At 39.4% G+C, this 19,466-nt stretch carries 18 protein-coding genes and 1 pseudogene; 13 read left to right on the top strand and 6 right to left on the bottom strand.

Annotated features, from left to right (window positions below; all coding sequences use genetic code 11):
• Positions 1-67: 67 nt before the first annotated feature.
• The 5 genes and pseudogenes from ACTNCK_RS07875 to ACTNCK_RS07855 all read right to left on the bottom strand — a co-directional run.
• Positions 68-4,558 (bottom strand): alpha-amylase family glycosyl hydrolase, encoded by a 4,491-nt coding sequence (locus ACTNCK_RS07875; RefSeq protein ID WP_441081955.1) that lies wholly within the window; start codon positions 4,556-4,558, stop codon positions 68-70.
• 334 nt (positions 4,559-4,892) lie between these two features.
• Positions 4,893-5,387, bottom strand: coding sequence for a GNAT family N-acetyltransferase (locus ACTNCK_RS07870; protein WP_441081954.1), 495 nt, complete (start codon positions 5,385-5,387; stop codon positions 4,893-4,895).
• Position 5,388: 1 nt separating this feature from the next.
• On the bottom strand, positions 5,389-6,015 hold the full coding sequence (locus tag ACTNCK_RS07865; protein ID WP_441082004.1) for a methylated-DNA--[protein]-cysteine S-methyltransferase: 627 nt from the start codon (positions 6,013-6,015) through the stop codon (positions 5,389-5,391).
• Positions 6,016-6,043: 28 nt separating this feature from the next.
• On the bottom strand, positions 6,044-6,868 hold the full coding sequence (locus ACTNCK_RS07860; protein WP_441081953.1) for an exodeoxyribonuclease III: 825 nt from the start codon (positions 6,866-6,868) through the stop codon (positions 6,044-6,046).
• A 57-nt stretch (positions 6,869-6,925) separates the two neighbouring features.
• Positions 6,926-7,006 (bottom strand): annotated as a pseudogene (locus tag ACTNCK_RS07855) (hypothetical protein); the annotation flags it as partial.
• 83 nt (positions 7,007-7,089) lie between these two features.
• Between ACTNCK_RS07855 and bsh the strand changes: the two are divergent.
• From bsh to ACTNCK_RS07835, 4 genes are all read left to right on the top strand, one after another.
• Positions 7,090-8,067: a choloylglycine hydrolase gene (bsh, locus tag ACTNCK_RS07850; RefSeq protein ID WP_441081952.1), complete on the top strand. Its 978-nt coding sequence runs from the start codon at positions 7,090-7,092 to the stop codon at positions 8,065-8,067.
• Between the two features lie 503 nt (positions 8,068-8,570).
• Complete coding sequence (locus ACTNCK_RS07845) at positions 8,571-9,923, top strand: GHKL domain-containing protein (protein ID WP_441081951.1); 1,353 nt, start codon at positions 8,571-8,573, stop codon at positions 9,921-9,923.
• Positions 9,920-10,654, top strand: a complete 735-nt coding sequence (locus tag ACTNCK_RS07840; protein ID WP_441081950.1) for a LytR/AlgR family response regulator transcription factor — start codon at positions 9,920-9,922, stop codon at positions 10,652-10,654. Before ACTNCK_RS07845 ends, ACTNCK_RS07840 begins: the two co-directional genes overlap by 4 nt.
• Entirely contained in the window at positions 10,651-11,220 is a 570-nt protein-coding gene (locus tag ACTNCK_RS07835) for an accessory gene regulator B family protein (protein WP_441081949.1), read from the top strand. Before ACTNCK_RS07840 ends, ACTNCK_RS07835 begins: the two co-directional genes overlap by 4 nt.
• 115 nt (positions 11,221-11,335) lie before the next feature.
• Here ACTNCK_RS07835 and ACTNCK_RS07830 read toward each other — a convergent pair whose 3' ends face one another.
• Entirely contained in the window at positions 11,336-11,518 is a 183-nt protein-coding gene (locus ACTNCK_RS07830) for a transposase (protein ID WP_441081948.1), read from the bottom strand.
• Positions 11,519-11,623: 105 nt separating this feature from the next.
• Between ACTNCK_RS07830 and ACTNCK_RS07825 the strand changes: the two genes are divergently transcribed.
• From ACTNCK_RS07825 to ACTNCK_RS07785, 9 genes are all read left to right on the top strand, one after another.
• Positions 11,624-11,800, top strand: coding sequence for a cyclic lactone autoinducer peptide (locus ACTNCK_RS07825; RefSeq protein WP_441081947.1), 177 nt, complete (start codon positions 11,624-11,626; stop codon positions 11,798-11,800).
• Positions 11,797-12,177 (top strand): hypothetical protein, encoded by a 381-nt coding sequence (locus tag ACTNCK_RS07820; protein WP_441081946.1) that lies wholly within the window; start codon positions 11,797-11,799, stop codon positions 12,175-12,177. The genes ACTNCK_RS07825 and ACTNCK_RS07820 overlap by 4 nt, the downstream gene beginning before the upstream one ends.
• A 171-nt stretch (positions 12,178-12,348) precedes the next feature.
• Positions 12,349-13,275 carry a hypothetical protein gene (locus ACTNCK_RS07815; RefSeq protein ID WP_441081945.1) on the top strand — a complete coding sequence of 309 codons (927 nt, stop codon included), beginning with the start codon at positions 12,349-12,351 and terminating at the stop codon, positions 13,273-13,275.
• 9 nt (positions 13,276-13,284) lie between these two features.
• A complete protein-coding gene (locus ACTNCK_RS07810) occupies positions 13,285-14,421 on the top strand; it encodes a hypothetical protein (RefSeq protein WP_441081943.1) in 1,137 nt (378 codons plus the stop codon).
• Complete coding sequence (locus tag ACTNCK_RS07805) at positions 14,402-15,289, top strand: ABC transporter ATP-binding protein (protein WP_441081942.1); 888 nt, start codon at positions 14,402-14,404, stop codon at positions 15,287-15,289. The genes ACTNCK_RS07810 and ACTNCK_RS07805 overlap by 20 nt, the downstream gene beginning before the upstream one ends.
• On the top strand, positions 15,270-16,472 hold the full coding sequence (locus tag ACTNCK_RS07800; RefSeq protein WP_441081941.1) for a hypothetical protein: 1,203 nt from the start codon (positions 15,270-15,272) through the stop codon (positions 16,470-16,472). Before ACTNCK_RS07805 ends, ACTNCK_RS07800 begins: the two co-directional genes overlap by 20 nt.
• A gap of 4 nt (positions 16,473-16,476) precedes the next feature.
• A complete protein-coding gene (locus ACTNCK_RS07795) occupies positions 16,477-18,156 on the top strand; it encodes a hypothetical protein (protein ID WP_441081940.1) in 1,680 nt (559 codons plus the stop codon).
• 35 nt (positions 18,157-18,191) lie between these two features.
• Positions 18,192-18,335, top strand: a complete 144-nt coding sequence (locus tag ACTNCK_RS07790) for a hypothetical protein (protein ID WP_441081939.1) — start codon at positions 18,192-18,194, stop codon at positions 18,333-18,335.
• Positions 18,336-18,510: 175 nt separating this feature from the next.
• Positions 18,511-18,942, top strand: a complete 432-nt coding sequence (locus ACTNCK_RS07785; protein ID WP_441081938.1) for an ExeA family protein — start codon at positions 18,511-18,513, stop codon at positions 18,940-18,942.
• Positions 18,943-19,466: the final 524 nt, after the last annotated feature.

The raw sequence follows: 19,466 nt of genomic DNA, 5'->3' as shown, positions 1-19,466 counted from the left end.
TGTACTGCAAAAAATCACCCGGGAAATCCCGGGCGATTTCTTTCATGTCAGTTGCTTTTATTCTGACTTATTTCTTCTTTGAAATCTTAACAGTCTTTGTTATCCTGCCGCTCTTGGAGCAGTAGTATTTCTTCTTTCCAACCCTGACCCACTTTGTGGTTACTATACGTCCCTTGGAATCAGTGTAATACTTCTTTCCTTTTACGCTAACGACCTTTTTCTTTACGATCCGGCCATTCTTGTCAGCATAGTACCTTGTTCCATCAGAAGTCTTTACTATGGTCTTCCTTGCTAAAAGGCCATCCTTGCATGCGACATAGGTGTACTTTCCGATCTTTACAGTTGAAGCCGAGGCGACAGTCTGATCCTTCTTTACTACGAAGGTCTTCTTTCCGACCTTTACAAGCCCCTTTGTCGCAAGAGTACCGTCCTTCGTTGCGACATACTTCCTGCCATCGATCTTTACAGATCTGTTAACAGCGACACTGCCATCCTTGTCTGTAGCATATTTCTTTCCGTCTATCTCGACTATCTGATCTGTTACTGTCTTTCCAGTCTTATCCTTTATTACCAGACTGCCGCTAGCAGCATCGCCTTCAAGGGAATATGACTTCTGATCAGATGATGGCTTATCCTGTTTTCCGTCTTCATCTGGCTTGCTCTCAGAGCTGCCTTCTGAAGCAGAGGAGCTTCCCTGAGATGAGCCGGATGCAGAACCAGATCCAGAAGTAGATCCAGATCCAGAAGCAGATCCAGCGCCAGATGATGAGTTCCCTGATACCTTTTTTCCAAAGATCACTGTACCGCCGTCAGATGATGCAGGAAGGTTTACCGTGAGACTGCCGCTCGCATCAGCTGTCATAGTCTTTCCGCTGTAGAGATCAGTATAAACTCCGTTTGGCGCTAATCCACTGATCACAACCGGCTGTGCAGCATTTCTTGTATTCAGCACATTGTAAAGAGTGGTGCCATCATAGCTTCTGGTAAAGACATCGTAGCCCTTGCTGTCATTTGCCTCGATCGTCTTCCTGTCTCCACGTGCATAGACATCAGTAAATCTGTTACGTATAGACAGCATTTTCTTGTAATGTGCGAATACAGGATTGCTGTCATTGGCCTTTGACCAGTCGAGATCATATCTGTTGTCCTGATAAGGATAATTATTTGCGCCTGACTGTCCTATCTCCTCGCCATAATAGATCACAGGCTGTCCCTTTGCTGTAAGCTGAAGAGATGCAGCAACAAGGCCTGCTGCCTGCGCATCTGACGCGCTCATTCCATTTTGCCTGAGCTTATATACGAATCCGTCCTCGTCATGGCTTCCAAGGAACTGACCTGTCAGATAGGTGGAATCAAGTCTCTTGTTCCTTCCTGTAAGATTGCTCTCTGTAGCAGAAACCGATCCCTTTACGAACTGGGTGGCCCAGTCGTTGAAATCAAAGTCAAGATCCGAGTCCATGGCTCCGCTGCCAAGGGTCATGCCGTTTGAGGCGTAGCCTCCTCCTGAATATTCTCCTATCATCTTAAATGACGGGTTGATATCAGTAAGGGAATTCTTAAGCGCCTGCCAGGTAGCGAGATCCACATGCTTTACAGTATCGACACGGAAATAGTCGATCCCGAACTTTTCCACCCAGGCACTCTGCCATGCGACAAGCTTATCCCTTACAGACTTATCCTCTGTCTTGAAATCAGGCAGATCCGAAAGGCTTGACTTCTGGTCATCTCCTTTTACTATATCATCTCCTGAACGGAGCATGGAGCCAAAGGTGCTCTTTGTGCCATAGCCTGCATGATTTACGACCATGTCCACCATGATCTTTATTCCCTTGGAATGAGCCTTGTCTATCATGCTCTTAAAGTCAGCATCTGTTCCAAGAGCCGGATTTAACTTCGTGAAATCACTTGCCCAGTATCCATGGTAGGCTGAATTGTACGGGACATCGTCTCCATGATTATCTGCTCCAACCTTTACTCCAGGAATATTCTGCACTACCGGAGTGATCCAGATGGTATTTATTCCCAGATCTTTAAGATAATCAAGCTTGTTCTCAATACCCTTGAAATCGCCTCCATGATAGAGTCCTGCGTTTTTGCCATAGGTGGTGATCCCTTCTTTTTTCTCCTCGTCAGTAAGGAACTGATCATTTGCTGCATCGTTTGAGCTGTCTCCATCGAAGAAACGATCTGTAACCATAAAGTAGATCGTCGCCTCATCCCAGTCGAAATCATCCGCAGCGCCTGACTTCGTCCTCTTTGTCACCTTTTCAGTGACTGTAGTCGAATAGCTGTTGCCAAACTGGTCTATAACTGATACCGGAAGCTCATAGCTTCCTTCCTTTATATCCTCTGTGCAGGCAATCGTTACAGCAAGGTTATCAGGATCTATCTGTCTTTTTCCTGCCCCAAGAGCGCTGGCATCAACATATGCGCTTTTTATCTCTGCTTTCGGATTAGTTTCTGAAATATTCTTCTGGTCCACAATGAGCCTTATGACATCGTTTGTGTTATAATTCAGGCTCCCCTTGTCTGATACTGCCTTTACAGTAATGTCAGGCCTGTAGTAGTCAAAGTATGAATATCCGTCATCTGTCCTATTCTCATTGAAGGCGTCTGTTAGCGCCTTACCATCCACACTGTAACGGTACTTTGTCCTTCCTTCCTCAAGAGGAGCTGATCCCTCGAAGCGCTTGTCTGCCTGATCATAGGTCAGGTCAATGCTGCTCTTTCCTTCTATCTCGAGCGAAATCTTCTTCGAGGAAAGCGAGTCGTCGAGCAGAGCCTGATCATCTCTATAGTAATAGTTGACCTTCTTCTTTGCTGTGTCGATCTCGTATCCCTTGTTAAGAGGCGCCGAAAGCACCGGCTCACTGCCCTTATCAAGCCTTACAAATATCAGATTCTGATCAGCTGTAAACGAGATCTCGTGATCTCCGCCGTCCTTTACCCAGTCACTTGCGGAATCGTCAAGTCCCAGAACAAATTTCACATCCGTCACGCCGTAAGGGATCTTTATCCTCTTATGCCAGCTGCCATCCTCCTGCTTATCCAGAAGGAACTTAGTCGTATCATTTATAGACCAGCTGTAGAAAAACGGCTTTTTGGCTGCTGTATTCGTATATGTAAAGTCCAGATAACGGGAAGCGTGAGTCTCTACCTCAGGCTTTTCAGTAACTGGATCCTTGCCAAATACATACCAGAGGGTAATCTCTGTCTTATCCTCAGGAATAGTAAATGAATGGTCGCCGTCCTGACCGGCAGCCCAGGTGCCTGCTGTCTTTCTTGCGATAAGACCAAGCTCATTATAAGGCAGGGTCACTGTACCACTTGCCCAGGTGATACCGTTTTCCTTATCCTCTACTGTCCCGCTCAGGGCTACTGTCGTATTCTGACTACTACTACCAACTTTCCAAATGTAGATATCAGATTTTGTCACATCCCAGTCCTGGTTGTAGAAGTTTATCTTTACCTTATATTCCTTTGCTACTACCGGTATGGTAACCTTCTGCGTGTAATCGCCGTATGCCGCAACTACTGTAACTGAATCATCCGAGAAGTCCTTATCTACCGACAGATTCCCGTCTGTTATCGAAGCTCCCCTGACTCCATCCTCAAGAGTATAGGAAACCTTTACCTGCTCTCCCTTATCGTCACTCCCGTTGTAGTAGACCGCATCAGTATCAAGTGAGACAGTCTCTCCGGCAACTACCTGAGCAGGCTGAGAATCGAATACAAGGCTCTTTATCCCCGCAAGACTTACATTGACCTTCTTGTCTGTATCTGTCGCGTCAAGAGAGAGGGTAAGCTTTGAAGGCTTATCAACAGTAAGTATAGAATTACCGCCGTCTCCGGTTTTAAGACCCTGAACATTCCATGGCAGCTTCCATCCCTTGTTGTCAGGATCCTGAAGGACCTTGAACTCGTATTTACCTGCCGAAAGCTCATAGCTGATCGAGAACTTATTTTCTTCTGCCGCTTTAAAAGTATTTGCCTCATTATCTGAAGCTGATGCTTTCCAGCCTGCTCCAGGAAGAGTACCGGCAAGCACAAAGACATTCTTTACCTCAGCTGCCTTTATTTCCTCAGTAAGCGACTGGTCCTTGTACCATTTAGCTGTTTTCTGGTCATAATAGACCTTGTCTACTCCTGCCTTAAGGACAGCGGGATTCCATATATCAGCCTGTGTCTTTGCAGTTCCTGAATTATCAAGAGTCACAAGCTGCATTCCTTCAAGTTTATCGCTCGTAAGATCTACATAGCCGAAGCCCGAAACACCATCTGATAAAAGACCATATACCTTGGTAGTTCCCCAGCCTGTCGGAACCTTCGCATTGGTGCTGTCTGATTCGACCTCACCTCCCCATGAGTTCACATAGACCGACTTCGCTGTCTGTCCATCCACAAGCTTGATATAGAGCCTGATCCCCTTGGATGCACCCTCTGTTGCTGCAATTCCGGAAAGCAGCGTCCCTGGCAGCAGTGTGACCGCCATGGCAAGCGCCAGGATAAGCCCCAGAAGCCTGCTCCTTACCTTCCCTGTCTCATTTCCTCGTTTCAAAAATAACCTCCTTCCAGCACTTAGGGCCCTGCCTGTTCTACTACCGCTTTCCCCTTTTCGGACGGGCCAATATGCCTTACTGTATCAGTATAAATTGACTGATCCGAAAATAATATATCAATTTTCTTAGAAACATATTCCTTTCAGGAGAAAATCTTTTACCTAAATAAAAACACATTCAGCATTCCTGTCGAAAAGACACTTCCAATAGTTCATTATAAAAATTGAAATATATTTGAAAGCAGGGATAGTCAGGGAAATTTGCCAGAAAATACGGCAGAATGAAAGGAGAAGAGGAAACTGATGAGGTTTGAGGCTTTGCTATCCGCTGCCCCTATAGCTTCTCCTCCATACATGTATACATAGGCTTCATACCCATTGTCTCATAGAAGGCTCTGGCCCCATCGTTTCCTTCCCAGACATGTAGCGTTACGTTCTGGCAGCTATTTCTTCTGGCGAATTCCTTCACTGCCTCATATAGCGCCAGTCCTGCATGCCTGCCACGAAAAGCTGTATCAACACAGAGATCGTCTATGTATATGGTCCTTATATCCGTCCTGATCTGATCGTCCTTTATCTCTATAAGCCTGGTCATACAGTAGCCGATCAGCATACCGTCTTCTCTATCTGTAACGACAAACACAGGAGTCGACTTATCTCCTATGATCTTCTCAAGTTCCCTTTCCGAATACTTTCTTCCAAGCCTGAACAGATCCGGCCTGATATCGTGATGGATCCTGTTAACCTGTTCCAGAAGCTCTCCTATTCTCTTTATATCCTTTTTCTCAGCAAGCCTTATTTCAAGTCTGTTATACACCTTTTCAGCCATATTATTCTTTCCATCCGAACCTATCCAGGTCTACTTTTCCGTCTGTGACCAAAACTCCCTCCGAGCGAAGCAGCTCTTCCTGCCTGCCTTCTCCGCCAAATGCAAACTTCTCCGCCAGCTGCCCCTTAGAGTTCACGACCCTGTAGCATGGGATATTATCCGGATCAGGATTCCTGTGGAGAGCGTTTCCGACTGCTCTTGCCATTCCCGGATCGCCTGCCATACGGGCGACCTGTCCGTATGTAGCCACGCATCCCCTTGGGATCCGTTTAACTGCCTCATAGATCCGTCTTGCAGGGCTAAAAGAGATGGCATCATAGCTGTCAGCTATCATCTGCCTTATATCGTCGTCAGGAACAGTCCCGTCCAGTATGATGGTATTCCAGTGATCCTTGTTCAGATGGTATCCAGGGACAACCGACTGGTACATATCACGCCAGAAAAGAGCCTTGTCCGGGTCGACCTTTACATTAAGATTTATGAATCCGTTTTTCTCATAGGTCCATAGAAAGGCCTTTTTATTGCATTTATATCTGACAAGCTGCCAGTTATCATCATGAAATGGCGCATCCTGATAGGTATCCGGGAAGGATAAACCAAAATCAAGCGCCTGCTGCCTACCTGTGATCATCATCCACCTCATAAAGATGCAGCTCTTAATCCATTTCCAGAACAAGCGGTGTATGGTCCTGCCTTGGACCGGAGTCAAGCATTTCGGACCGCCTTACCCGCTCCTTTATACGATCGCTCACAAGGAAATAATCGATCCTCCAGCCCGAATTATTGATCTTCGAGGTCCTGATACGCTGAGCCCACCAGGAATATACCGATGGAATATCTCCATGAAGCAAACGGAAGGTATCAACAAAGCCTCTGTTCAAAAGGTTGGTAAAGCCCTCCCTCTCCTCGTCTGTAAACCCTGCAGAAAAATGGTTATTCTCCGGATGAGCCAGATCTATCTCCTCATGCGCGCAGTTGAAATCGCCACAGGCTATCACTGGTTTCTTACTATCCAGAGAGGCCAGATAATCAGCATAGAGCTTATCCCAGATCTGTCTGTCTGCAAGTCGCTTCAGCTCGCTCCCTGCATTTGGAGTATATACATTCACAAAATAATAATCACCGAAATCAACTGTCAGGATCCTGCCCTCATAGTCCATTGTATCCGGTGCTCCGATCCTTGGAGCCGTGGTCTTTGCCTCCATGCCTTCCCTGAAAAGTACCATGGTCCCGGCATAGCCCTTCCTGGCCGGTGGCTGTGAAGAGACCCATTCCACCTGATATCCCGGGAAAAATTCCTTCAGGGCTGCATCCTGCTTCTTATTCGGACCGGCTACCGAAAGCTTGGTCTCCTGGATGGCAATGACATCAGGATCCTCTCCAGCGATCGTAGAAAGCACCTGCCTTGAAAGCGCAGCTCTATCTGAATCCGATGTAAGAGCCGCATTTAGCGAATCTATATTCCACGAAATGAACTTCATTCTAACTCCTGACTTTCTTTTGTTTTCCCTTAATTATAAATTTTAGCGCAGACTATTTCAACAGGAATATACGATATTCTTATGCTCTGCCGCAAAATTCCCCGCCATGGCTCCTCCCAGAGAATGTCCGGCCATATAGAAATGCTTGTATTACTTCTGATATTGGATTAAAATATGGGTGTATAAGAGTTAATACCAATCAGACCAAAAGGAGGCATACCATGTGTACATGTGTCACATATCAGACAGCTGATCATTATTTCGGAAGAAATCTTGATCTCGAATTCTCATATCAGGAGTCCGTTACTATCACTCCGAGAAATTTTCCCATACCATTCCGTAAAAATAATACGATGAAGACTCACCACGCTATTATCGGCATGGCCTTTGTATGCGAGGGTTTTCCCCTGTACTACGATGCGACTAACGAATTCGGTCTTTCAATGGCAGGGCTCAATTTCCCGGGAAACGGATATTTCGGGAAGCCCTGTGATGATGATAAGGATGAAGTAGCTCCGTTTGAGTTTATCCCATGGGTACTGGGACAGTGCAAGACATTAGATGATGCCAGGAAGCTTCTTGAGAGAATAAGGCTTGTTGGTATCCCATTCAGTAAGGAGCTTCCTATAACGCCCCTTCACTGGATGATAGCGGACCAGACCGGACAGATCGTTGTTGAATCGGTAAAAGATGGTCTGCACATATATGAAAATCCTGTAGGAGTAATGACAAACAATCCTACATTCGACATCCAGCTATTCAGGCTTAATGACTACCGGGGTGTGTCGGCAGCTGCTGGCGAAAGCACCTTTGCCAAGGGGCTTTCCCTTGATGAATACAGCCGCGGTATGGGAGGTATCGGGATACCGGGAGACTTATCCTCCGGTTCACGCTTTGTAAAGGTTGCCTTTACACGTATGAATTCTATCTCAGATGATTCTGAAGCCTCCTCCGTCAGCCAGTTTTTCCATATTCTTGGTTCCGTTGAACAGCAGCGAGGATGCTGCGACTTAGGCAATGGCAAATACGAGATCACGATCTATTCCTCTTGCTGCAACATGGACAAGGGCATATACTACTACCGCACCTATGACAACAGCCGCATCTGTGCAATAGACATGCACCATGAAGATCTTGACTCCGCTGCTCTTATTTCCTACCCGCTGAAGACATCATCAGACATAGATTATCAGAACTAGGTCATAAGCAGGCATATGGATCCCATATGCCTGCAGCAATTAACACAGCTTAAGCTTTTCAACTAATGTAACACAATGTGTCTTTTCAAGATCACCGAATTTTCTAATATCATAATTGGAAATCTTTACGATTCCTATACATATCAACGAAAGAACGAGTGTGCATATACTTAATGCAATAGTTTTTTTTCATAGGAAACCTCCGGTTCCGCATAAAGGTCAGGCAAATAACGATCGTTACACGAGACGGGCACTTTTCTGGAGTGCCTTGTTCACTTGTTTATTGTCCATAGTTATCACCTCGCTTTCTTAATTGTCTGGCAATTCCGGGTAACTTTACTTGTTTACCATGATATGTGCCTAATATAACAGAGTATTTATTTTTTTAATCCCTCTATGCACGAATGGTAGCCCAAAATGCACGAACGGTAGCATATTATGTTGTGTGCCCACTTCATTAATGATATAATTATATTTGAAAATGATTTAAGGAAGTGGAAACTGTGCTATATATTGATTCAATGTGGGAATATATTGTTGATTTCTTAGAACTGGCTTTGTTTCTAATATTCATCCATACAAAATTGCATATTCGAGCAAATTATAAACATCAGGCAGTTTGGATGTTTCTTTTTGCATTCATGCAGTTTGCTGTTTTATGTACGCTCAATAAAATGGGAGTATCATCCTATGTCACCCTGATATCATCTTGTGTATTAGATATTGTATATGCAATTTTGTTTTATCGTGATAATTTTATTCTCCGTATCTTTTGGGGATTCTCATATTCCATTATATGTTTAGTTGCAGAACAGATTACATTCTTTATTCCAGTATCGCTGTATAAAGGAGCATCCTTGGAATTGTTAACAGGTGGGGAATTGAGAAAGCCATTTACTATGCTGTACTTGGCAATGATAGCGATTTTTGTATTGCTATTTCATTATATTGGAAATAAAGACATATCTCTTTCCTCTTTCCAAAAAGTTGCATATATTTGTATCGCAATTTCTGGACTTGCAATCGGACACTACATATTAATGCTGACCTTAGAATCTGTTGATAAATTTGATGATTCTTCGTTTTCGGCAAGGCTCTCTTTTATCAACCTATTTTTTATTGTTTTGTTTTTGGCATTGATGCAATACATTTATCTGCTAGGATATTCAAAAGAAGAAAACATACGATTATTGGAAGAACAAAAGATTTATGAGCTGGAAAGGACTGAGTTCAATAGCCTATCTGAGACAACAGAACGATTACGAAAAATGAAACACGATATGCAGATTTATGTGGATGCAATCAACGTATTAGCCAAAGAGAAGAAATGGGATGAACTTATAGCATATACAGAGCAATACCATAACACTCTTACAGCTACGCAAAGTACCATAGCAACAGGAAATATTGCTATTGACTGCATACTTACCGCCAAACTTGATTATGCGGAAAAACACGGAATTAAGACAGAATACTCTATTATGGTTCCCGAAAATTTTCCGCTTGATTCTGTTGAGCTTTCATCCATACTTGGAAATATATGGAATAATTCCATTGAAGCAGGAGAAAGACTTATAAGCTCTAATCCAACCGAGCAGCCGTACATTTATTTTTATATTAAACCTTACCAGAATATGATACTGATCCACATTGAAAATAATTATGATGGTGTGATAAAATATAGCATTCATGGAGACATTTTGAGTGTCAAACAAGAAAAAGAACATGGACTGGGGATAAGACGAGTAAAAGAGCTTGTAGAAAAGGCAGATGGCGTATTGCAGATTACGTCCGATAATAAAATTTTTTCTGTGCATATTATGATACCAGATAAGGAGAATGACAAACTACTATGAAAATGAAAATAACCATACTGGAAGATTCTGTGATTGAATTAGAACGACTGAAAAATGGAATAAGAAAATATGGACAGCAATATGATTGGGATATTGAAATTAACGAATACAGATCGGGCGAAGAGTATTTTTCAAAAAACTCCGAATGCACCACTATACAGGCTTCAGCTTTTTTTCTTGACATACAAATGGGGCAAATGAATGGAATTGAAGTCGCTAAACGCCTTCGGGAATCTGGGTATCATGGCATTATTGTATTTTTAACAGCCTTTAGAGAATATGTATTCCGAGGATATGAAGTCAGAGCTTTAAACTACTTGCTTAAACCCGTCAAAGAGCATACTCTTTTTCTGTGTTTGGATGATATTGCGAAAGAGTTATCTAATAATACATACATTTATCGAAACAAACGAGAAATTGTAAGTATTCCCTACACAGATATATTGACATTTTCAAGCAGATTACATTATGTTGATATTTTGACTGTAGATGGCAAATGCTATGAACAAATGTCTACCCTAAATAAGATTATTGTCCATTTGCCAGGTGAATTTATCCGAACTCATCGTTCTTATATTGTGAATATGGCACATATCTATCGTATTACATCAGGAACGATTGAATTGTCAAATCATATGACTATACAAATTGCACGCTCTTATTCCAAAGCTGTGATAAGTGCTTTCGCCAAATATACAACTAGATTTGATACAAGCGGGGATTTTGAATGATTACGCAGTGGGCTACATCTATTGCTAATAAGTTAGCAGAACTATCAGGGGAGGATGTTTCTGCGGATCAATTAGAAATATACAGATATGGCTTAGAATGTTTCTTGAACACTTTTATAACCATTGTGTTATTGTTCGTATGGGGAGTTTTATCACATACACTCGGCTATACCCTAATTTGGGTAATTACCTTTTCATTGTTACGGCATTATACCGGAGGTGCTCATGCTCCAACGCAGTTAACATGTATCTTAGGTAGCTTTTTTCTCGGTTGTCTTGATAAGTGGGCTATAATCTATTTAAAACCAACTGTACTAGGGTATTTGATACTTGTCCTTATGTGTATATTATTTGCACCTATAAGTAACAATAAAATATGTTTATCTGCCAAACAAAAGTGGATACATAAATTTATTTCTGTGGTAATTGTTAGTATTGGGCTTTTGCTGTTTTATAAAATTGGGAACACGAAGATGAATATCACATTGTTTTATTCCTTTTGTTGCGTAGTTATTCTAACGATAGTAGAAATAATTAAAAATCTAATGAGACGCTTTACAAATTAATAGGATGTCTTTTTAAAGTGAACCCATTTGTCGAGGCACTTTTAAAAAACAGGTGATGTCGATAGACCAAACCTGATTCGGATGGCAAGTTTTAAGCACTTTTAGCAGGTAAGTATTAATTTTGTTGGCCGGTTTCGGCTTTCTTGTGTTGATGTGGATATATGGCCTGTATGCCCATTTCCCGCATATGCCGCGGGACTGCTTTCTGATTGACCAGATAATGCTCTTTTTCATTAAGATACAAGCAAATGCGAAGGTATCCATAATATGCTACCGTTCGTGCATTTTGGGCTACCATTCGTGCATAGAGGGATTGAAAAAAATAAATACTCTGTTATATTAGGCACATACCATGGTAAACAAGTAAAGTTACCCGGAATTGCCAGACAATTAAGAAAGTAAGGTGATAACTATCGACAATAAACAAGTGAACAAGGCATCCCAGAAAGGTGCCCGTCTCGTACTTCAAGCGGTGAAAGCTATTGCTCGAAGTAATGCAAGTTCATTGTGTCGTGGTTTGTTGTATGAACCAAAAGTACCGACGCAGTTAAAAAATGAAATTAGGAGGAAGTTATCATGAAGAGAATCAAGCAAATGGCATTATCATTAGTTATGTCCGCAAGTTTATTGGGAAGTATTCCGTTGACAGCCAATGCAGCAACTGTTTCAACTTCAGAATTTGGAACAATGAGCTATTCACTGACAAGAAGTGGCTCAACTGTTACAGCTAGAACTTCTGTTACCAAAACAGCTAAAAAATTGATTACAGGTGTTGTGATTCAGATTAATGCAACAGGTGCAACAGTTGCTACAGCAAGTGTTACAAAGAATAATGCAAAGGTCAACGATGTTATCAAAGCAACCAATTACTCAAGCAGTACTGAACTTGCTTGTTTTTCAAGCCATGAGGCTAGGGGAACAGGTAGCGTTGTTAAATATTTAGCAAAAACATTTTAACCGTAGTGTCAATGTTTGTAGAAGTAGCCGCAAGGGAATAATACTCTTGCGACTATTTTTAAAAGGAATGAAATAATGAAGCATATTCGAAATATAGTAATGGTGTATGTGATGGTGATCTGTACGGTTTTCTGTAGCGGCTGTACTAGTAAGCATAACTCATCATCAGATGTGAATACAGATAGTGATTCTGACTTATCATCTATAATAAGCAGCGATGATGATCTTATAAAAAAATCAGAAGGATCAGTTTCGATGGGATTTAAGCATGCCGATAAGTATGAATATACCTATTCAGGTTCAGAAATGAAGGTTCCACTATATGTTGGAGCATTGGATAATTCAGAAAATACTGAAGTCGCTGCAATGTTGTTTTTGAATGGAGAGGTTCAGCCATATTCATATACGTTGAATGGAAAAGTAAGTAAAAAACAAATGGTTCATTATTTTACACTAGGTCCAGATGAAACAATTAACTTTACAGCACTTGTCACACCAATATCTGGTAAAAAAGGTGATGTGGTAGGTATGCAATTTGCAACTGTTTTTAGATCGGATTATTTACCAAAGCAGGATGGAAATACATCATTTGGAAATTGTGGACATATTAATTCTACAATTTGTATTCCTGTAAAGATGCAGGCATCAGGAATAAATGAAACAAAAGCAGATACCGTGAAAACTACTATTACTGATATTCCAGAAGAAACTATGGCAATGCTTGAAGGTCTTGTTGCAAATGATACCGATAATCCATTGGATTATACTTCATATCTTGAAATCAAAACAGCAGACAAAAGGAATCGCTTGTATTCTAAGAACGGAAAGTTAAACCTTACGTTACAAATGTATGGAGGAAAAGAGGTAGCAAAGAAAATCACTTTTTTTATAAATAATGAGCCTGTAAAAGTCGACAATTACGATTATTGCGAAATAAAAACTACAACAGATAAAATGACTGTTTTTGATGTAAGTATAGATGTTTCGAAGTATAAGGAACCTTGCTCATTTTATGCAGTTGCTGCGACAAGTGGTGAAGATTATGTGATTCAAGATGATACAACGCAAAGTGAAAGGTGTTTATTAATAAACAAATAGGTGGATTAAGTGAAAAAAATTAGTTTGTTTTTAATATCAATATTCTGCATATGCCTGATTTCCGCTTGTAGCAGCAAAGAGGATTCAACAGGAAATCAGAATGCACAAATAAACGATTTTTCTGAAAAGAATACAGAAAGTAAGTTAATTGACAATAAAGTTTCGTATGTGGATTTAGAATATGACAAGATAAATAAAAAACTAACTCTTTTAGACTTGAGCTTGAATAAGGTATTACAAGAGGTACCAGTTAAAAGTACGGAAACTATCGACGCATATCAAAAAATAAAAGACGGTTATGCAATAGTCAAATCAACATATGATAAAGATGTAGATAATGCAAAACAGGAAAATGGAATTGTAATAAGTACAGGTTCATCTGATTATAAAACTTCATATGAATTTATTTTATACGATGAAAAATTGCAGGAAAAGAATGTAATTGACTTGAAAAGTATGATTTCAAAGAAACTGATGACAGAAATTCAAGAGAGTCAGGAAGAACCTAAGATTGATCCTTTAGGTCATCATATTGCATGGAGTACAATAAATGGAATATATGTCCTCGATGTTGAAAGTGGAGAACAAAAAGTTCATAAAATTGAAGAGGATGGTTTCTCTGAATATGAGATTGCTTTTGTTGATGAAAATAAGGTAGGATTTTATCAAGTGAAAGGAGACACGAAAGCAACTACAAGATACGGATATTGGGATTTGAGTACTGACAGGATAGTTTATGAAGAAGAGGACGATTATAGTCCAGATCAAATACGTGTGTCGGGAGAGTGTCTTGTGCTAAATGACAGTGAAGATCCGTCAACACATAGTTCAAGTGGGAAGGTAGTTATATATGATTGCCAAAAGAATCAATCTAACGTATTTCCTGTGGACAATACAGAAAGTACATTTGCTACTGTCACAAGTGACGGAGCATATCTGATTGTGTATGTCCGCTTAGACAATGAATTGATGAAGCACAGAGTACGGATATATCAATTGTCAAATAAAGAGTGCGTAAAAGAAATTCCGTTTTCAACAGAGAAAGGCGTTCAGTTTTACGATTTCGGTAATTCTAAAAACGATTATCTGTTGATAGGAAACGGAGCTGCTGGAAAGGTGGTTTACCATGTATTTACAGCTAAATAACATTACAAAGAAATATGGGGATTTTTATGCACTTAAATCAGTTAATATGACCTTTGAAAATGGAATATATGGTTTGTTGGGGGCGAACGGAGCAGGAAAAACCACATTGATCAATATTTTGATTGGTGCCTTAAATGCCACGGACGGAGAAATATTTTTAGATGGAACTAATATAAAAAGCTTAGGAACTGATTATCTGAAATTAATTGGTTTTATGCCTCAATATCCGAAATTTTATCCCAATTATAAGGTGGATGAATTTTTGGAATATATTTGCTGCATAAAAGAAATTAAGAAGGACGAGCGAAAACGCAGGATTAAGGAGGTACTTGAAGCAGTTAATCTCGCAGATCAGAAAAAGAAAAAAATAAAAGAATTATCCGGTGGAATGAGACAACGTTTGGGCATTGCACAGGCACTATTAAACGATCCAAGAATATTGATATTAGACGAGCCTACGGCTGGTCTGGATCCTGGAGAGCGAATCCGATTTCGCAATATCATTACAGAAATTGCAAAAGATCGAATGATCCTTATCGCAACCCATATTGTTTCTGATGTTGAATACATAGCAAATCATATTATTATGCTGCAAAAAGGGAATGTTATTTGTGAGGGAACAGCAGATGCATTGAGAAATGGTATCAAAGGGCAAGTGTTTTCACTATGCGTAAGTGAAGAACAATCAAAGGATATTCAAAAAGCGTATTTGGTATCAAACATGAAAAGAGAAAATGATGGAGTTTATTTGAGAGTGATCAGTGATCATGCTCCAGAAGGTGCTAAAATAGTTGAACCGCAGTTAGAGGAAGTATTCTTGTCGATTTTTAAGAAAGAAAGTGATTTTCATGAAAATACTATACTTTGAGCTTCGAAAAGAATTTATCAGAAAGTCATTTTTTTTCATGATGATCAGTCTGGTTATAATCAATATCTTTTGGCTGGAATGGGATTATCATACAAATGGTGGATACACAGAAGATTATGTAAAAGTACATGCGTCAGAAAAAGAAAATAAATATTATGAAGAATTACATCAATATTTGGATGGAAAGTTAAATGCTGAAAAAGTATCCTATGTGTCCAAAGAATACCGAAGGTATTATAATTTAGTAAGTGGTGATTATAGCACTGAATATGACCCAAGTATGCATACAGGATATGTACATGGAGATTACAGCCTCTTAACAGAGCATTTTTATAATCCAATCAAGTATCTTGTTACATATAAGGAATTGAATGATGGGTTACTTGAAAAAGCAGAGGAAAATATTCACTTTTTCTCTGATAAAAATAATAAATACGAAGTTGAAAAAAATACGTTCATTTTGAAACATTATAAAAATAGAAATCCATTATATTTTTATGAGACAGGAGGATGGAAGCATTTATTTTCTTATGACAAATCCGATCTGTTTATTTTGGTGCTGCTGATTGTAGGAATTATTCCAGCCTTTTCCAGGGAGAAAAGGAATGCGATGGAAATTATTCAAATTACATCTGCTTATGGACGGAAAATGTATATTCCAATAAAATTGATAGCACATATCTTTGTGGCTGTCTGGCTTGAATTACTATTTGGTATTATCAATTATGCAGTGATTCATATGCAGTATGGGCTAAGTGGAACAAAAATGATGCTGTATTCTCTCACTGAATATAGATATACACCGCTTAATATATCTGTAATTGGATTCTATTTACTGGAGGTCTTGTCTAAGTGTATTGGCTTTGCAATTATAGCAGTCATATTGACAATGATTGCCAGACTGATAAATAATACTTATGCAGCGTTTATTGCGATGATTGGGTATGCATCAGTTTTTCTGTATTTTAGCGGATTTAATAGTGGAATCACTTTTGTGGAAAATGTTTTGACATTAATCAGTCCATTTTCACTTCTGAAATTAGGAGAGCTTGCAACATCGTTAAAAGAAATAAATTTGTGTGGACATTATATGACATCTTATAGTTTCTTGTATGGTGTCCAAGCTGCACTAATAGTGATTCTGCTTTTTACTATACTTGTAGTAGAGAAGAGGAGAAAGTGATTTTATGATTCGATCTGAGTTATATAAAGTATTTATAAAACAGCATTTGATTTTGTTTCTATTTGTGTTTCTTTTCCTGAATGCAGCATATTATATTGTTGTAGGTTATGATACGACAACAGTAATTCGCAGCTCAGAATCATATTATACTTCTTTTTTTGATAAGTATGAAGGAAAAATCACAACGGAGAAGACCGCACAGATCAAAGAAGAATATAAAAAGCTTGAAAAAGATACTGCAAATATGTTATCTAACAAGCTTAAAAAGCAGGCTTTTGAATCCTTTTACCATGTTTATATATATGAATCGGATTCAGGAAGCGGTTATCTGATGGATACAAGGGGATGGGAGTCGATTCTTTGCCATGATAATATTAACTATTTATTAGTTGTATTTGTGGTTTTACTAGGCGTAATGCTGTTTAGTGTAGAATATGAAAATGAGATGAATATTATGATTGTATCATCATGTGGAAGAAATAGACTGACGGGATGTAAGATTTTTATCGGGATTGCAGGTGCTATTATTTCTGCTGGTTTATTTCAGATTGTACACATCATGTATTTGGTGTCTACAGTTGGACTACATCATGCGGATTATCCTTTGAATACAATCGAATTTTATGAAAATTCACGTTATGGAATATCACTAGGAACTGCTCTGCTTTTTAAATTTATGATAACAATATTCGGATGTATGTTCCTTGTAAGCTTTGCAATGTTAATGACAGTTTTACTTAAAAGAAGAGAAATTTGTATGGTATTAGCAGTTCTTTTGGTAATATTACCGAAAATGATTTTTTCAAATAGTTCGATACTGTATAGAATTCCTTGGATTACAGCGCTTCTTTCAGCTAATGGGTTCTTTTGGCCAGATAGATATACACATCAGCTCATAGATAACCAATTAAAAAAAGTGATTGCTTTTCAGGCAATCGGGACAAAAACAATGTTGATTGTGTTGTCTATGGATATATTTTTGATAGTGCTTTTTTCTTACATTGTATTTAGTAAATTTTCTAATCACAGAAAAAGCAAATATATAAAAATGACTTCAAAGATTTTGCCTTGCTTGCTCATATGTGTTTGTCTGGCGGGATGTGGAGAGACAAGTGAGGATAAAGAGGTTATCATTGACGGTACGCTCAATGCGCAGATTAATATGACCATGGGTGGAAATATGTATTATATTGACCAGAATGAAAATCAGGTATATTGTAAAGATGCGAAAAATAATATTATTGAAATAACACGAAATGTAATTCCACTTCAACAAAGCATTACTAACATTTTTGTGGATGATCATTACTGTTATTATCTTTTGGAAGATGAAAATAGTTCAAATATTATTGTACGCAGCGTCGATTTAGAGTCATTTGAAGATAAATTAGTATACAGTGCAGGAAGTGATAACACAGAGGATTTTTATGGATTAAGAAAAGATGAATCTAACGATACTGATGAAATTTTGAAAAATATGGCTACTGTAAATTGGTTTATTGTTACAGATAAAGCTATTTATTATCAGAAAAACAGTGCTATCTATAAATGCTCAAAAATAAGTGGTAAACAAGAAATTATTGATGAAGCTGTTTCGGACGATGAGGTGCGATATCTAAATGGCGTGTTACATTATACAGATGCATATGGTAAAAAAACTAGTTATAATGAAAGTGCCAGGTAAAATCTATTCCATTTTCAAAAGCCTTGCGATAAAATATGTTCTGTGAATCATTCACAGGATTATATTTTGCGGAATGTGCAACTGATTTTACAATGAGTTATGGAGATATCGACAAAGATTTTTATGAAGTACTTGGATATGCTTATCATGTTGCAATAGCTGCAGTTGTTGATTTATAATTAAAACTGACCCACCCCTGGAGATGGAAAGTGCCTGGCCAGTGCAAATCTACAAGAGTTTTATCGCGAACTGTGCTATACCCTTGGGATATCTACCTAAGGCGGAAAACCGGGGATGTTCAAGGCTATACAAGAGCAGGTCTGATATCTATACAAAGAAAAGCGCCAACCGCTTATGCTTGCCATTGATGAAGCTCAGTATCTTAGTACCGGTATCCTGGATGATATAAAAATGCTGATGAATTACGGCTATGACTCCGTTAATGGCTTTGCCCTGATTCTATGCGGAGAGCCGCATCTTAATAACACTCTGCGCAGGCCTGTTCATGAAGCACTCAGACAACGTATAACGGTGCATTACAACTATAAAGGTTTATCCGATGAAGAAACAGTAGCGTATATCGTACACAAGCTGTGCATTGCCGGATCCTCTAAAGCCATCATCGAAGATGCTGCATTATCAGTAATCGCCGGTCATGCACGCGGAAATCCTCGAACGATAGATAATATCATGTCGGATGCCATAGTTATTGGAGCTCAACGGGGTAATAAATGCATAGATACAGAAACCATCTTGTCGGCCGTAAGCAACCAGAACCTTGACTAATTCTCCTCCCTGATTCCGCAGTCAATCCGCTGACAATGTGCTGTCACCGGTGTGACTGCGCAGTCGGGGAGAAGTATTCTCCGAAAATAATTTGATTTTCATTCCGCTACCAATTCGCCGTTTGACATCATAATGACTGGAAAATTTATCTGCCTCATCCCATTGAAATCTCCGTCATTTTAGAGTAAAATGAGGCAGATAATTTTGGAATGAGGTAGATAACATGAGAGCTTTTGATTATATAAAAGAGCCAGAAAAGTTGCTTACTCCTTATTTGTAATCGTTATCTTGTGTTTGAACTCGGGTTCATACTTTGATGACATATTGATTATCTCCTTGTCTTTATTATAATCCTTAGTCATCTCTGTTACAAATATAGTATATCACGTCAGTGGGACTTAGGCTCGTTGTTAGTTACTATTCACAGAAGAACTGAATGCATCACAAGTAAAGCGGAGGATCTTTCCTTCGCTTTACTTGCTGTTATTCCGTTTTTGTTCTCATTGTTGGGATTTATGAAAGAT

This window comes from Candidatus Weimeria sp. HCP3S3_B5, assembly GCF_052064335.1.
Lineage (GTDB): Bacteria > Bacillota > Clostridia > Lachnospirales > Lachnospiraceae > Weimeria.
The sequence above is the reverse complement of the archived record's forward strand: the minus strand, read 5'-3'. Positions and strand labels throughout refer to the sequence as shown.

Bases quoted from the DNA above. Each gene is read 5' to 3' on its own strand.
- ACTNCK_RS07785 (WP_441081938.1), top strand. From the start codon at position 18,511: ATGCTTGCCATTGATGAAGCTCAGTATCTTAGTACCGGTATCCTGGAT.
- ACTNCK_RS07795 (WP_441081940.1), top strand. From the start codon at position 16,477: ATGATTCGATCTGAGTTATATAAAGTATTTATAAAACAGCATTTGATT.
- ACTNCK_RS07800 (WP_441081941.1), top strand. From the start codon at position 15,270: ATGAAAATACTATACTTTGAGCTTCGAAAAGAATTTATCAGAAAGTCA.
- ACTNCK_RS07835 (WP_441081949.1), top strand. From the start codon at position 10,651: ATGATTACGCAGTGGGCTACATCTATTGCTAATAAGTTAGCAGAACTA.
- ACTNCK_RS07870 (WP_441081954.1), bottom strand. From the start codon at position 5,387: ATGGCTGAAAAGGTGTATAACAGACTTGAAATAAGGCTTGCTGAGAAA.
- bsh (WP_441081952.1), top strand. From the start codon at position 7,090: ATGTGTACATGTGTCACATATCAGACAGCTGATCATTATTTCGGAAGA.
- ACTNCK_RS07820 (WP_441081946.1), top strand. From the start codon at position 11,797: ATGAAGAGAATCAAGCAAATGGCATTATCATTAGTTATGTCCGCAAGT.
- ACTNCK_RS07860 (WP_441081953.1), bottom strand. From the start codon at position 6,868: ATGAAGTTCATTTCGTGGAATATAGATTCGCTAAATGCGGCTCTTACA.
- ACTNCK_RS07790 (WP_441081939.1), top strand. From the start codon at position 18,192: ATGTTCTGTGAATCATTCACAGGATTATATTTTGCGGAATGTGCAACT.
- ACTNCK_RS07840 (WP_441081950.1), top strand. From the start codon at position 9,920: ATGAAAATGAAAATAACCATACTGGAAGATTCTGTGATTGAATTAGAA.
- ACTNCK_RS07805 (WP_441081942.1), top strand. From the start codon at position 14,402: ATGTATTTACAGCTAAATAACATTACAAAGAAATATGGGGATTTTTAT.
- ACTNCK_RS07830 (WP_441081948.1), bottom strand. From the start codon at position 11,518: ATGGTAGCCCAAAATGCACGAACGGTAGCATATTATGGATACCTTCGC.